The 14,358-nt window shown below is 30.8% G+C and carries 8 protein-coding genes and 1 pseudogene; all 9 read left to right on the top strand.

Annotation, left to right across the window (positions count from 1 at the left end; translation table 11 throughout):
- The first annotated feature begins 79 nt into the window (after positions 1-79).
- The 9 genes and pseudogenes from Anndu_RS03230 to Anndu_RS03270 all read left to right on the top strand — a co-directional run bounded on the left by Anndu_RS03230 (position 80) and on the right by Anndu_RS03270 (position 14,319).
- Complete coding sequence (locus Anndu_RS03230; RefSeq protein ID WP_464102987.1) at positions 80-685, top strand: LysR family transcriptional regulator; 606 nt, start codon at positions 80-82, stop codon at positions 683-685.
- Between the two features lie 85 nt (positions 686-770).
- Positions 771-1,709: a putative capsular polysaccharide synthesis family protein gene (locus Anndu_RS03235; RefSeq protein WP_464102988.1), complete on the top strand. Its 939-nt coding sequence runs from the start codon at positions 771-773 to the stop codon at positions 1,707-1,709.
- 13 nt (positions 1,710-1,722) lie between these two features.
- A pseudogene (locus Anndu_RS03240) lies at positions 1,723-1,872 on the top strand (acyltransferase); the annotation flags it as partial.
- Positions 1,873-1,888: 16 nt separating this feature from the next.
- Positions 1,889-2,515 (top strand): cupin domain-containing protein, encoded by a 627-nt coding sequence (locus Anndu_RS03245; RefSeq protein WP_464102989.1) that lies wholly within the window; start codon positions 1,889-1,891, stop codon positions 2,513-2,515.
- Positions 2,516-2,593: 78 nt separating this feature from the next.
- Positions 2,594-3,394 carry an SDR family oxidoreductase gene (locus Anndu_RS03250; RefSeq protein ID WP_464102990.1) on the top strand — a complete coding sequence of 267 codons (801 nt, stop codon included), beginning with the start codon at positions 2,594-2,596 and terminating at the stop codon, positions 3,392-3,394.
- Between the two features lie 33 nt (positions 3,395-3,427).
- Positions 3,428-6,706, top strand: coding sequence for an amino acid adenylation domain-containing protein (locus Anndu_RS03255; RefSeq protein ID WP_464102991.1), 3,279 nt, complete (start codon positions 3,428-3,430; stop codon positions 6,704-6,706).
- A 48-nt stretch (positions 6,707-6,754) separates the two neighbouring features.
- Entirely contained in the window at positions 6,755-7,531 is a 777-nt protein-coding gene (locus tag Anndu_RS03260; protein ID WP_464102992.1) for an SDR family NAD(P)-dependent oxidoreductase, read from the top strand.
- Between the two features lie 90 nt (positions 7,532-7,621).
- Entirely contained in the window at positions 7,622-12,088 is a 4,467-nt protein-coding gene (locus tag Anndu_RS03265) for a non-ribosomal peptide synthetase family protein (protein WP_464102993.1), read from the top strand.
- 158 nt (positions 12,089-12,246) lie between these two features.
- On the top strand, positions 12,247-14,319 hold the full coding sequence (locus Anndu_RS03270) for an ABC transporter ATP-binding protein/permease (protein WP_464102994.1): 2,073 nt from the start codon (positions 12,247-12,249) through the stop codon (positions 14,317-14,319).
- Positions 14,320-14,358: the final 39 nt, after the last annotated feature.

Below are 14,358 nucleotides of genomic sequence, written 5' to 3' on the forward strand. Positions count from 1 at the left end.
ATTCTCTCATCAAATAATTTTTCTTTACCATAATTCAGACAAAATCTTATTAAAAAAAATTCTAGGAGTCACTTAAAACATGATCAAATTTGCAATGGAATTTTGTTATCCTAACAATAACAAAAAAACCTTAAAAGTTGGTACACTAGGCCCAAAAGATACCAGCAGTGAACACACTTTAAATTATCTAATTAATCAATGGCAATCTTATGATATTTCTGTCACAAGTCATTTATTTAATACTTTTACAGAATCAAAAGAAGCTTTACTTCAAGAACAAATTGATTTAGCATTAGTTCCCCATGCTTATGAGCGAATTAATGATTTTTATATGGAGCCAAATTTAGGATTAGGTTTAATTTTTACTTATCCTACTCCTATTTATGGATTAGCCAAGCGCAAAAATGATAATTTAGTCCTCAACAATTGTACCATTGTAACTCATCCTGCCCCCCTTCCTTTACTGCCTTATTTATTGCCAGATTCTCTTAATCAAAATAATATTAAAGTCGAATTAGTTAATTCTACAAGTCTTGCGGCTATTCAGGTAAAGGAAGGAATCGCAGATTTAGCAATTACTAATGAGACTGCTCTGGAAGATAATAATTTAGAATTTATTACCCAATATGGTAAGATTAATATGAGTTGGTCAATCTTCTATAAAAAAGCTCAAGAAATTACTTAATTAAAGTGTGTAATTAATCTACAAATTAAGAACAACTATCGCTTTTTTTCTCCTTAAACATTAGAAAATAAACAAACAAAGAAACATGAAAATCCAACCTGAAAAATTATCAAAAATTATTAATTATTATCCCCCTAGAGACATCCCTAGTTTTCCCATAACCTCCTTTATTAGAAATATTATTACTATCTGGAAAACCAAGCGTCAATTACAACAAGAGCTTCTCAATCCCTCAATAATATTTGTTTATCAAATGGGAAAAGTTGGCTCTGCGGGTCTTTATTTAAACACTAAAAGTCATATTCCCGATCAACCTATTTACCATCTTCATAATTTAAACCCAGAAAATTCTGCTCAAATTTGGCAAGAAATTAACTTGACTAAACCCTATTATGAAATTACATCTGTTCATTCTTTTACTACTAAATATTTAAGTGAAAAAATTAAAGAAATTAAGCATAATAAAAAGATTAAAATTATCACCGGAGTGAGGGATCCTATCGCTCGTAATATTTCTTGGTTTTTCCAAATAATTGACTGTGGTGTTATTTTCCCATCTAATTTTTTCCGAAAATTTAAACAAGGCTCCATCACAATGGAAGATGTAATTCAAAAATTTTGGGAACAGGATTTTCTCTATTGTAAACAATTTGATTGGTTTGAATTAGAATTAAAACCAGTTTTTAATATTGACATTGGTTCTATTGAATTTCCAAAAGAAAAAGGTTATACAATTGTTGATTTTCCTGATCAAAATATTGAATTATTAGTATTCAAATTAGAAAAGTTAGATTCTTGTGTTCACGAAGCAATGCAAACTTTTTTAGGCATTGAAAATTTTAATAATAAAAAATACGCAAGAACTGAACTTTTAGAACCCCATGAGTATGCAATTTATGATAATTTAAGAAAAAATCTTAAATTTAGTAATGAATATTTAGATCAAATTTATGATCAAGCATTAGTTCGACATTTTTATACTGATGAAGAAATCAACGCTTTTAAACGTAAATGGTCTAAATAGAATCAAAATATCCGGCTTTAATGTTGGAATTCTGAAAGGAGTTCCTATTAGTAAAGGAGCGATTATCGGAGCAGTATCTGTGGTGACAAAAGATGTAGAATCTTTTACTGTTGTTGCAGGAAATCCGGCCAAAATGATCAAAAAATTAGAACAATTAACCTAAATTTAAAACTTAAATTATGTCTCTATTTTTTCCAATTTCTGATTCAAAAAAGCTCAATCAAGATGTAGAATTAACAATTTTTGAATGTCAAGATACCATTTTTCAACTAGCATCAGTTGCCCCCCTAGCTAAACTTGAAAAACATCAACATCCAGAAAGTCAAATTGGCATGGTTATTTCAGGTGAATTAGAAATGTATATTGACAATGTTGTTAAAAATTTAAAACCTTTAAAAGATGTTTATGTAGCTGATGCTAACATCTTTCATGGTTGTATTAATCCCTTACCAGAAACTATGATCGGAGTTGATCTAAAACAGATTTCTTCCGCTCCACCATCACCCGATTATATGTTAACTATGACCAGTAATCAAGACTCAATTACAAATTTACCTTGTCAATCAGTCAAAGGGAATTGGTTTGAAATTTTATTAATTAAAATTCCGCCGAGTTATGAGATAGTAGAACATCAAATTGAACAAGAAACAATTGGACTTATTCTTGATGGTGAATTACAAGTAACTATCGAAAATCAAACTCAAAAATTAGGGTCAAATCAAATTTTTTATGCCCCGTCAAAAGTTACCCAAAAATGTTATAATTCATCAGATCAAGAAATTTCTTTACTGAAATTTTTAATTTAAGTTAATTAAAATTTAATTAAATTTTTAAATTAACTTACTTTATGATCAATTTATTAATCTAAACAAGAGAACATAATTATGGATTTAGGATTAAAAAACAAGGTAGCTTTAATTACTGGTAGTAGTGCGGGAATTGGTTTTACTATCGCTGAAACATTAGCTCAAGAGGGTTGTAATTTAGTGATCTGTGGTCGTAATTCCCACCGTTTAGAAGAAGCTTATCAAGCGTTAAGTAATGCCTATCCTTCACAGTCAATTTTAAGTTTAACGGCTGATGTTCACCAAGCTAATGATTCAGAAAAATTAGTAAAAGAAAGTTTAAATAAATACGGCAAAATTGACATTTTAATTAATAATTCTGAAGGGGCAAATTTTGCTGAAAACTTAATCGAAAATCTCTCAGATGAAGATTGGTTTAAAGTATTTCAAGGTAAATTAATGGGTTATATTCGCTTAACCAATTTAGTATTACCAATTATGAAAAATCAACAGTGGGGACGCATTATTAATATTATTGGTACATCGGGAAAAGAACCTTCACCCCGTTTAGTTAAATCGGGAGTTGTCAATGCGGCTTTGATGAATTTTACTAAGTCAGTTGCCAGACAAACAGGGGCATCCAATGTTTTAATTAATAGTATTAATCCGGGCATTATTGATACCCCTAGACATCGAGAATACTTAGAAATTTATGCTAAAAAAGAAGGAATTACCCCCGATCAACTCAGACAAGAAATTATTAAAACAATTCCCATAAATAGAATTGGTACTGCGGAAGAATTAGCCAATTTAGTAGTTTTTTTAGCTTCAGAATGTGCCAGTTATATAACAGGAATTACAATCCCCGTAGATGGGGGTTCATCAGCTTCGGCATTTTAATTTTATCTATTACTAAAATATTAGGAAAAAACTATGGTAACATCTCAAAACTCTAACCCGACAAAAAAAGATATTGAAGCAATTTATCCTTTGTCTGCTATGCAACAAGGAATGTTATTTCAATCTTTATATAATCCTGAATCAAAGGTTTATTTATCCCAATTACAAATTAGTTTAGAAGGGAATTTAGACATTAATGCTTTTCAATTATCATGGCAAAAAGTAGTAGATCGTCATGGTATTTTTCGCACTTGTTTTGCATGGAAAAAAACAAAACAACCTCTACAAATTGTGAGAAAAAATGTTGATTTACCTTGGTTTAATTATGATTGGCAACAATATTCTGCGGGTGAACAAGCTTTCAAACTAACTGAATTATTAAAAAGTGATCAAGACGCTTATTTTCAATTAGATCAAGTCCCCTTAACTCGATGCCATTTAATCCGTTTAGATAAGGAAAAATATGAGTTTATCATCACAGGACATCATATTTTATTAGATGGTTGGAGCACTGCCATTGTGATGGATGAAGCTTGTAAATTTTATGCCGGAATTATTAACAATCAAACTGTAAATTTACCTAGCCCTCGGCCTTATCAAGATTATATTACATGGGTTTTAAAACAAGATCAAACACAAGCAGAAAAATTTTGGCGAAAAAATCTTCAAGGCTTTACTTCTCCCACTCCTTTAGTAGTAAATAAACCGTTAAATAATCAAGTAACATTAAGTAAAAATTATGTTAATCAAAAAATTTATTTAGCTTCAGAAATAACCAATAATTTAAGAAGATTAGCTCAAGAAAATCGTCTTACTTTTGCTACTTTAATTCAAGGAGTTTGGGCATTATTATTACATAATTATACGGGTGAATTAGACATCGTTTTTGGAGGAACAGTATCCGGCCGGCCTTCTAGTTTTGCAGGGATTCAAACGATGGTAGGAATCTTTTTAAATACCTTACCTGTTCGCATTAAAATTGATCCTGAAATTGAATTATTAGATTGGTTTAAACAATTACAAGATGAATATTTAGAAAGAGAACAATATTCCTATAGTTCTTTAATTGATATTCAAAAATGGAGTGAAATTCCCCCTCCTCAATCTGTTTTTGAGAGTTTTCTAGTCTTTGAAAATCTACCATTTACTGAACAAGAACCTGATCAAATGGGGGGGTTAAAAATGGGAGAATTGCAAGATCATGGTAATGCGGATTATCCTTTAACAGTAATTGTTACTCCTACCCAAAATTTAAGTATTAAAATTATTTATCCTCGGGAAGAATTTGAAGATGAAACTATTACTAGAATGTTGGGTCATTTTGAAAATTTACTAACAGAAATTGCCCTCAATTATCAACGTAAAATTAAAGAATTATCAATTTTAACTGAAAGTGAACGTCAATTATTATTAGTGGAATGGAATCAAACTATCCCAGAAAATCCCCTTCAACATTGTGTTCATCAATTATTTGAACAACAAGTAATCAAAACACCAGAAGCGATCGCTGTGGTTTTTCAAGAGGAAAAATTAACCTATCAACAGTTAAATGAATCGGCGAATCAATTAGCACATTATTTACAAAAAATTGGCGTTAATTCAGAAACTTTAATCGGCATTTGTTTAGAACGATCTTTAAAGATGGCGATCGCTATTTTAGCCGTTTTAAAAGTAGGTGGAGTTTGTGTTCCTTTAGACCCCAATTATCCCCAAGAAAGATTAAATTATATCCTCAAAGATACCCAAATAAAAATATTATTAACTCAAAAAAATTGTCAATCAGTTTTAAATGGTGAGTTAATTCCTCACTCTATTTTACTAGATGAAAAATGGTCAGAAATTACCTTAGAACATAAACAAAATTTAGATAATAAAGTTACTCTTGAAAATTTAGCTTATCTTGTTTATAGTTCCGGTTCTACAGGTGTACCTAAAGGTATTATGATTGTGCATCAATCATTAACTAATCTTATTGAACATCATCAGGCGAAAATGTCATCAGAGCGAAATTTTTTACAATTTGCTTCCTTTAATTTTGACGTTAGCTATCATGAAATCTTCGCCGCTTGGTGTTTAGGAGGGACTTTATTTATTGCTACAGAAGAAAGCCGTTTAGACTTACCCAAATTAACCAATTTATTAGCAAATAATCCCATTCATAAAGCTATTTTACCAGTAACATTATTACAACAATTAATCGAAACCTACAGCGAAGAAAGTCATTTATTTATTAACTTACGAGAAATCATATCTGCGGGAGAACAGTTACAGATTACTCAACCAATGATTGACCTATTTAAACAACTTAAAAACTGTAAACTCTATAATTTTTACGGCCCCACAGAAGCCGATTTGGTGACGAGTTACGCCTTTGATCAAAACCCTGAAAACTGGTCAAAATATATCCCAATTGGTAAACCTGCGGTTAATGTAAAGGTATATATTTTAAACTCTAATCTTCAACCAGTTCCCATTGGAATTACAGGGGAATTATATGTGACAGGAGGTGGTTTAGCAAGGGGTTATTTTAATAATCCTGAATTAACCCAAGAAAAATTTATTTCTAATCCTTTTAAAGCTAATTCATTCCTCTATAAAACAGGAGATTTAGCTCGTTATTTACCTAATGGTGACATCGAATATGTAGGAAGAATTGATGATATTGTTAAAGTCAGAGGTTACAGAATTGAATTAGGAGAAGTGGAAGCAATTTTAAATCAATATCCCCAAATTGCTCAAGCTGTTGCTACAGTACAGGGTGAAAATGCCAGAGAAAAATATTTAGCGGCCTATTATATTCCCCGTCACAATGAAATAGTAAATCTCCTTGAATTACGTTCTTTTTTAGAGAAATGGCTACCGGATTATATGATCCCTTCTACATTTGTAGAAATGACATCTTTTATACTTAGTCCTAATGGAAAAGTTGACCGTCAAAAATTACCAATTCCTGAAAAAAATTCCCTATTATCAACTCAAAATTATCTTCCGCCTCGTAATGCCATTGAAGAAGTAATGACTGAAATTTGGGCGGAAATTTTAGAAGTGGAAAAAGTAGGAATTGAAGATGATTTCTTTATGTTAGGAGGCCATTCTTTAAAAGCAATTCAACTTATTAGTAAAATTCGCCAAACTTTAGAAATAGAAATTTCTGTACGTCAACTTTTCACCAATCCAAAAATTAGTCAATTAGTAACAGTAATGGGTGAAATAGTTGGAGGTGAAGAATTGCTTAACGAAATTGCCTTAACATTTCAAGAAATTTCTAAACTTTCACCAGAAGAAATTAAAGCATTATTAGCTCAAAACTAAACAAAATAAGCTATTATATTAAGTTCAATCTAAAAATTACAAAAAAATATGATTTATAATCTTTTTGATTTAACCGGAAAAGTCGCCATTATTACAGGTGCGGCCAAAGGAATTGGTAGAGTTTTAGCCAAAGGATTAGCCCAAGCAGGTGCTAAAGTCGTTATTGCAGACATCAATCAAACAGGTGGCGAAGAAACTGCTCAATTAATTAAAGAATTAGGTGGAGAATCTATCGCAATTCATACCGATGTTTGCAATCGTCAAGATTGTCTTAATTTAATTGAACAAACTGTTAGTTATTATGGGCAACTTGATATTATGATATGTAATGCAGGTATTGAAATTCTTAAACCAACTTATGAATTAGAAGAATCACAATGGGATGCGGTAATTAATGTTGACTTAAAAGGTTATTTTAATTGCGCTCAACTAGCAGCAAAACAAATGCTTAAACAAGGTACAGCAGGTTCAATTATTATGAATTCTTCTATCTGTGCTTTCGTTGCTGTTCCCAAATCTTCGGGAGCATATAGTGCCGCAAAAGGTGGTGTCAATCAATTAGTAAAAACCTTAGCTGTAGAATTAGCTAATCATAAAATTCGAGTCAATGGTTTTGCTCCTGGCTATATGAATAATATGATGGAAGGAACAGAAGGTTTACGATCTACTCCTGAAGAAATGAGGGAATTATATACAAGAATCCCTATGAAAAGGACAGGAAACCTAGAAGAATTAATTGCACCCGTGATCTTTTTAGCATCAGAAGCTTCCTCATATATTACCGGAACAATTTTAATGGTAGATGGAGGTTATACCGCTATTTAAGATTAAAAAATAATCTTAAATATTTAAGGTTTTAACATAAATTAGCTCTTTATAATTCTAAACTAATTAATATTAAATATAGTTAAAATAATGGCAAATAATACTCAGGATAAACAAGAACTACTCAAACTTTTACTCAAAAAAAAAGGAATCGGTTTAAAAAATAATCTAATCCCAAAAAGAGAGCCAAATCAACAGATTCCCCTATCTTTTTCTCAAGAAAGACTTTGGTTTCTTTATCAATTAGAAGCTCAAGGTTATACTTATAATATGCCATTTCAATTTAAAATTAATGGCAATTTAGATGTAGAAAATTTCAGAAAAGCCTTAGAAACGATTATGCAACGCCATGAAGTTTTGCATACCAGTTTTCAAATAATTGATGAAATTCCCCAGCAAATTATCAGCCCAGAAATTAAATTAGATTTACCATTAATTGATTTAGAAAAATTATCTGAATCCGAACAAAATCAAGAATTAAATCGCTTAATAGATCAAGAAGTTTATACTCCTTTTGATTTAAGTAAAGCTCCCTTAATGCGTCCCTTTTTGGTCAAATTAAAATCAGATTCCTATGTTTTATGCTTAAGTTTACATCATTCTATTTTTGATGGTTGGTCAATGAAAGTTTTATTAAAAGAACTTACCATTTTATATCAATCTTTTCTTAAAAAAGAAGCCCCCCCCTTAACAGATTTATCTATTCAATACGGTGATTATGCTGTCTGGCAGAAACAACAAATTCAAGGAGAAAAATTAACTAAATTAACCAATTATTGGCAACAACAACTAACAGGAATCCCACCATTATTAGACCTGCCCACCGATAAACCACGCCCCCCTATTCAAACTTTTAAAGGTAATAGTTGTAAATTTATTTTAAATCAAGAATTAAGCCAAAAATTAAAACAGTTAAGTCAAAAATCCGCATCAACTTTAAATATGACGATGTTAACAGCTTTTAATCTGTTACTTTATCGTTATTCTTATCAAGAAGATATTGTAATTGGTATTCCTACAGGTAATCGTCAATTTCCAGAAATTGAGCCTTTAATTGGGTGTTTTATTAATACTTTAGCCATTCGTACTCGTTTAAAAAATAATCTTTCTTTTCAACAATTATTACATCAAGTTCAAGGGGTTGTTTTAGATGCTTATGATCATCAAGATTTACCCCTAGAAAAAGTTGTAGAAGCAGTCAAACCCCAGAGAAATTCAAGTTATACCCCCTTATTTCAAGTAATGTTTTCTTGGGAAGATCAGCTCCATATTGATTATATTTCCATCGCAGATTTAGAGTTAACTCCTATCAAAATGAATGCTTTAGTTGCTCAATTTGATTTAACTTTAGCAATGCAAGAAACCCCCGAAGGTTTAGTAGGTTCTTTTGATTATAATTCTGATTTATTTAATCAAGAAACCATTGAAAGAATGACTGGGCATTTTCAAGTTTTATTAACGGAAATTGTTAATTATCCCCATCAACCTTTGGGTTTATTAAAGATGTTAACCCCTTCTGAATCTGACCTATTAAAACAATGGAATCAGTGCAATATTAATCCAATTCCAGACTGTACTATTCAAGAATTATTTGAACAACAAGTTACGCAAAATCCTTCAGCGATCGCCATTGAATTTGACCAAGAAAAAATCAGCTATCAAGAATTAAATCATCGGGCTAATCAATTAGCAACTTATCTCCAAACTAAAGGCCTTAAAACAGAATCTTTAGTTAGTATTTGCCTAGAGCGATCGCCCGATTTAATAATCGCATTATTAGCAATCTTAAAAGCAGGTGCGGCCTATATTATTTTAGACCCTAAATATCCTCAAGATCGCCGAGAATATATCTTAAATGATGCTCAAATATCCGCAATAATAACTCAAACAAAATTCCGTAATTTCTTTAATCAATATGCAGATAAAATTGTTGATCTTGATCGGGAAAAAACCATAATTAATCAGCAAAATCAAGGCAATTTAACTAACAATTATCACGCTCAAAATTTAGCCTATTTAATTTATACATCAGGCTCAACCGGAACACCAAAAGGCGTTATGATTGAACAAAAAAGCTTAGTTAATCATAGCCTCGCCATCATTAAAGCCTATAATTTAACGCAAAAAGATCGGGTTTTACAATTCGCTTCTTTAACATTTGATGTAGCCGCCGAAGAAATTTATCCCACCCTTGTTAGAGGTGGAACTTTAGTAATGCACCCAACAAATATCTTTTCTTCTTTAAAAGAATTTAGCCAATTTATTGATTATAAAAACCTCACCGTTATCAATCTACCAGCAACTTATTGGCATGAATGGGTATTAGAATTATCTCAATCTTTAACCCTATTACCTGATAGTTTGCGCTTAGTAATTACAGGTAGTGAAGAAGTGCTACCAGACAGATTATTTTTATGGCAAAAAATCCTCTCCAGTCAATACAGAAATGATCTAGTTTGGCTTAATGCTTATGGGCCTACAGAAGCAACAATTACTACTACAATTTTTAATCCTAATTTGAGTCAACAAAAGCCCCAAATTCATGCAGTTTCTATTGGTAAACCAATTACTAATACTCAAGTTTATATTTGTGATCAAAATTTACAACAACTTCCTATCGGTATTCCTGGGGAATTATTAATTAGTGGTTTAGGTTTAGCCAGAGGATATTTACATCGTCAAGACTTAACCAAAGAAAAATTTATTACCCATAATTTTGATCAATTTCAAACAGTTCGTCTTTATAAAACAGGGGATCTAGCTCGTTATCTTCCCGATGGAAATATTGAATTTTTAGGAAGAATTGATAATCAAATAAAACTACGAGGTTTTCGCATTGAAATAGGGGAAATTGAAGCAGTTTTAGCAGAAAATTCTGACATCAAATCCCATGCAGTTATTGTTAGGGAAGATCAACCAAATAATAAACAATTAGTCGCCTATATTGTTCCCAAAAATCAAGGCATCGATCGGCAAAAATTAAGGAATTTTCTTAAACAAAAATTACCCGATTATATGATCCCCTCTTTCTTCGTAGAATTGCCAGAATTACCCCTTTTAAGTAGTGGTAAAATTGATCGAAAATCCTTACCCGCACCTCAAACAAATAACTCAATTCAAACTATCAATTTACCCCAAACTAAAACAGAAAAAATAGTTGCTGATATTTGGCAAAAAGTTTTACAATTAGAAGAAATTTGTATTTTTGATAACTTTTTTGACTTAGGCGGCCATTCATTAAAAGCAATTCAAGTTATTACTAAATTACAAGAAAAATTCTTAATAGATATTCCTTTAAACTATCTATTTTCTGAACCTACCATCGCAGGATTAGCAAGTAATTTAGATAATTATTTATCTCAAAATACCTCTGATTTTTATCAACAAAAAACCCCTAATTGGCCGCAAGAAATTATTTTAAATCAGTCAATAAAACCACCTCATCCCTATCAATTTAAAAGCCAACCTATTAATATTTTCTTAACGGGAGCAACGGGTTTTCTAGGGATTCATTTATTAGCAGAATTATTAAACAAAACTTCAGCTAATATCTACTGTTTAATTCGTGCCAATAATCCAGAAAAAGCCCAAACTAAAATAGAAAATAAACTGAAAAACTTTCAATTATGGCAAGAAAATATAAGTCATAGAATTATTCCGGTAATTGGTGATTTATCTCAAAAAAATTTCGGTATTTGTGAAGCAGGTTTTCAAGAATTAGCACAAAAAATTGATCAAATTTATCATAATGGAGCGTGGGTAAATGGACTTTATCCCTATTCTATTCTTAAACCAACTAATGTTTTAGGCACACAAGAAATCTTAAAATTAGCTTGTTTAACTAAAACAAAACCCGTTCATTTTGTGTCAACAGTATCAGTTTTTTCTTCAAGTTATGCCCAAGGTAATATCATCAAAGAATCAGATCAACTAGGTTTAGAACATGGCTTAAATGCAGGTTATACCCAAAGTAAATGGGTAGCAGAAAAGTTAATTTTAGAAGGATTAAAACGTGGGATTCCTATTACAATTTTTCGAGCATCTCGCATTATTGGCCATAGTAAAACAGGAATTTGTAATACTGAAGATTTATTTTGTCGGATGTTAAAAGGTTGTATTCAATTAGGAATGATCCCTGATTTTGGTGATAGTACAGAAGATTTAACTCCCGTTGATTATGTTAGTTCAGCAATTGTTTATTTAGCAAATCAAGAAAATTCTTTAGGTAAAGCTTTTCATTTAATTAATCCTCAGCCAACATTAAATAATTATTTATTTAATTGTGTTCAAAAAATGGGTTATGATCTCAAATTAGTTGATTTTGAAACTTGGCGATCGAACTTAATTAAACAATGTAAAATTAATCCAGATCAGGCTTTAGCCGCAGTTTTAGATAACTTTTCAGATCAAAATTTAGCGCTTAGTGGGGTGGTAGAATTAGATAGCCAAAATACTTTAATAGGATTAAAAAATACTAATTTTAATTTTCCACCCATAGATCAAGAAATATTAACAAGATATTTTGAGTTTTTCCATCAAACTGGTTTTTTAAATTAAGGCCTCAAATTTACCTGTCAATTATCAATTATGAATTGATCATAATTTTGTAATATTTGCCAGTAAAAATTTGACTATTTTATGATATGCTTAATTACTTGACTTAGTAATTAAGCATTGTCCATTATCAGCTTCCTGTCTTACCAGAGGAAAATTCAATGAATGTTTTAGAAAAAAATCCAGACAAAAATAATAAAAAAGAAAATTCACAATCATTTATCCAAAGTGTCTCCAAACTATTTTCTTTTCTTCAAGTATATTGGTATCCAAAAGATGACCAATCCAGAGCATTCTCCGATGTAATTCGCTCATGGGGGCTGTTATTTTTATTAATTATATTATTAGTTCTTTTAGTTAGTTTTAACGCTTTCAATAGTTTTATTTTTAAAGATTTAATTGACGCTACCGAAAACAGAGATTCAAGCACACTAACTAAATTAGTGATCGTTTATGGCATAATTCTTGGGCTTATGACGATCTTAAAGGGATTCTCCAAAAATTTAAGACAAATCATCACCCTAGACTGGCATCAATGGATCAATAATAAAATTTTGAATAAATATTTTAAAGATCGTGCTTATTATCAAATCAATTTTCAAGGGGAAATTACCAATCCAGATCAAAGATTAGCTCAAGAAATTGAGCCTCTAGCTCGAACAACTATGGACTTTTTAGCCATTTGTTTTGAGAAAATATTAGAAATGACATTTTTTATTATCATTCTGTGGTCAATTTCTAAAACAATTTCTATTCTCTTGATTATTTATACAATTTTTGGTAATGTTATTGCCACCTATATTACTCAACAATTAAAAGTAATTAGTAAAGAACAATTAGAAGTAGAAGCAAACTATAATTATGCCCTAACTCATGTTCGTAATCATGCCGAATCAATTGCTTTTTTCAGAGGTGAAGATAAAGAGTTAAATATTATTCAAAGAAAATTCGCTAATTTTGTACAAGTTTTCAAGAAAAGAATTGATTGGGAAAGAAATCAAGAATTATATAATCAAGGTTATCAATCCCTAGTGCAATTGTTTCCTTTTATCATAGTTGCTCCCTTATATATTAGTGGTCAACTGAGCGAATTAGGAGACGTTAATCAAGCCAGTTATTCTTGCTTTTTCTTTTCTACAGCCTTATCTATATTAGTAGAAGAATTTGGTAAATCAGGGGAATTTGTTAATTATATTGAACGCTTAGAAAACTTCTCAAAAGCTTTAGATTCATTGAGGGAACAACCTAAAATAATTAGTACCATTCAAGTAATGGAAGATGATTATTTAGCATTTGATGATTTTACATTACAAACACCTGATTGTGCTAAAGTAATTGTCGAAAACTTATCAATTTCGGTTAAACCAAGTCAAGGTTTATTAATTGTTGGGCCTAGTGGAAGGGGGAAAAGTTCCCTATTACGCGCAATTTCTGGTTTGTGGAATACGGGTAGCGGCGAATTAATCAGACCTGCCCTCAATGATATTTTATTCTTGCCACAACGCCCTTATATTATATTAGGAACTCTGCGAGAACAATTAATTTATCCTCAAACACAAAATTCTATTACAGAATCACAATTAAGAGATATTTTAAAGCAAGTTAATCTTCAAGATGCACTAGAGAAAATTAAAGATTTCGATGAAGAATTACCTTGGGAAAATATATTATCTTTAGGTGAACAACAACGTCTAGCTTTCGCTCGTTTGTTAGTTAATCAACCTAATTTCATTATTTTAGATGAAGCAACTAGCGCATTAGATTTAAGAAATGAGGATAATCTATACAAAACATTACAACAAATGGGCAAAACTTTTATTAGTGTAGGCCATCGAGAAAGTTTGTTTAAATATCATCAAAAAGTATTAGAATTATCGGAGGATTCTAGTTGGCGTTTAGTTGAGATGGATGAATATATTTCACGCTCAACTTTTTCTCATTCTAGTAACAATAAAAACCACCAACCAACCTCAACAGAAATTGTAATTGAACCTCAAGAAATTGAGCCGAAACTAGCAGAAATTATCATTGAAGATCAAGCAATTGAGCCTGAAATTGAAATTGAAATTGAAACAAATAACTATCTTAGTCATCAAGAAATGCAAAAATTAACCGATTATGCTCTTAGTACCGTAAAAAATAAAGGTAGTCGGGGGCAAACTATTAGCGCTAATGACGGTTTTACTTATCGTTATGACAAAAACCCTGATATTTTAAAATGGGTTAAAGTGTAAAACAGAGTGTTTTTTTATTAATTACCAATAAATTTATTC

It is taken from the genome of Annamia dubia NIES-4383, assembly GCF_055394725.1.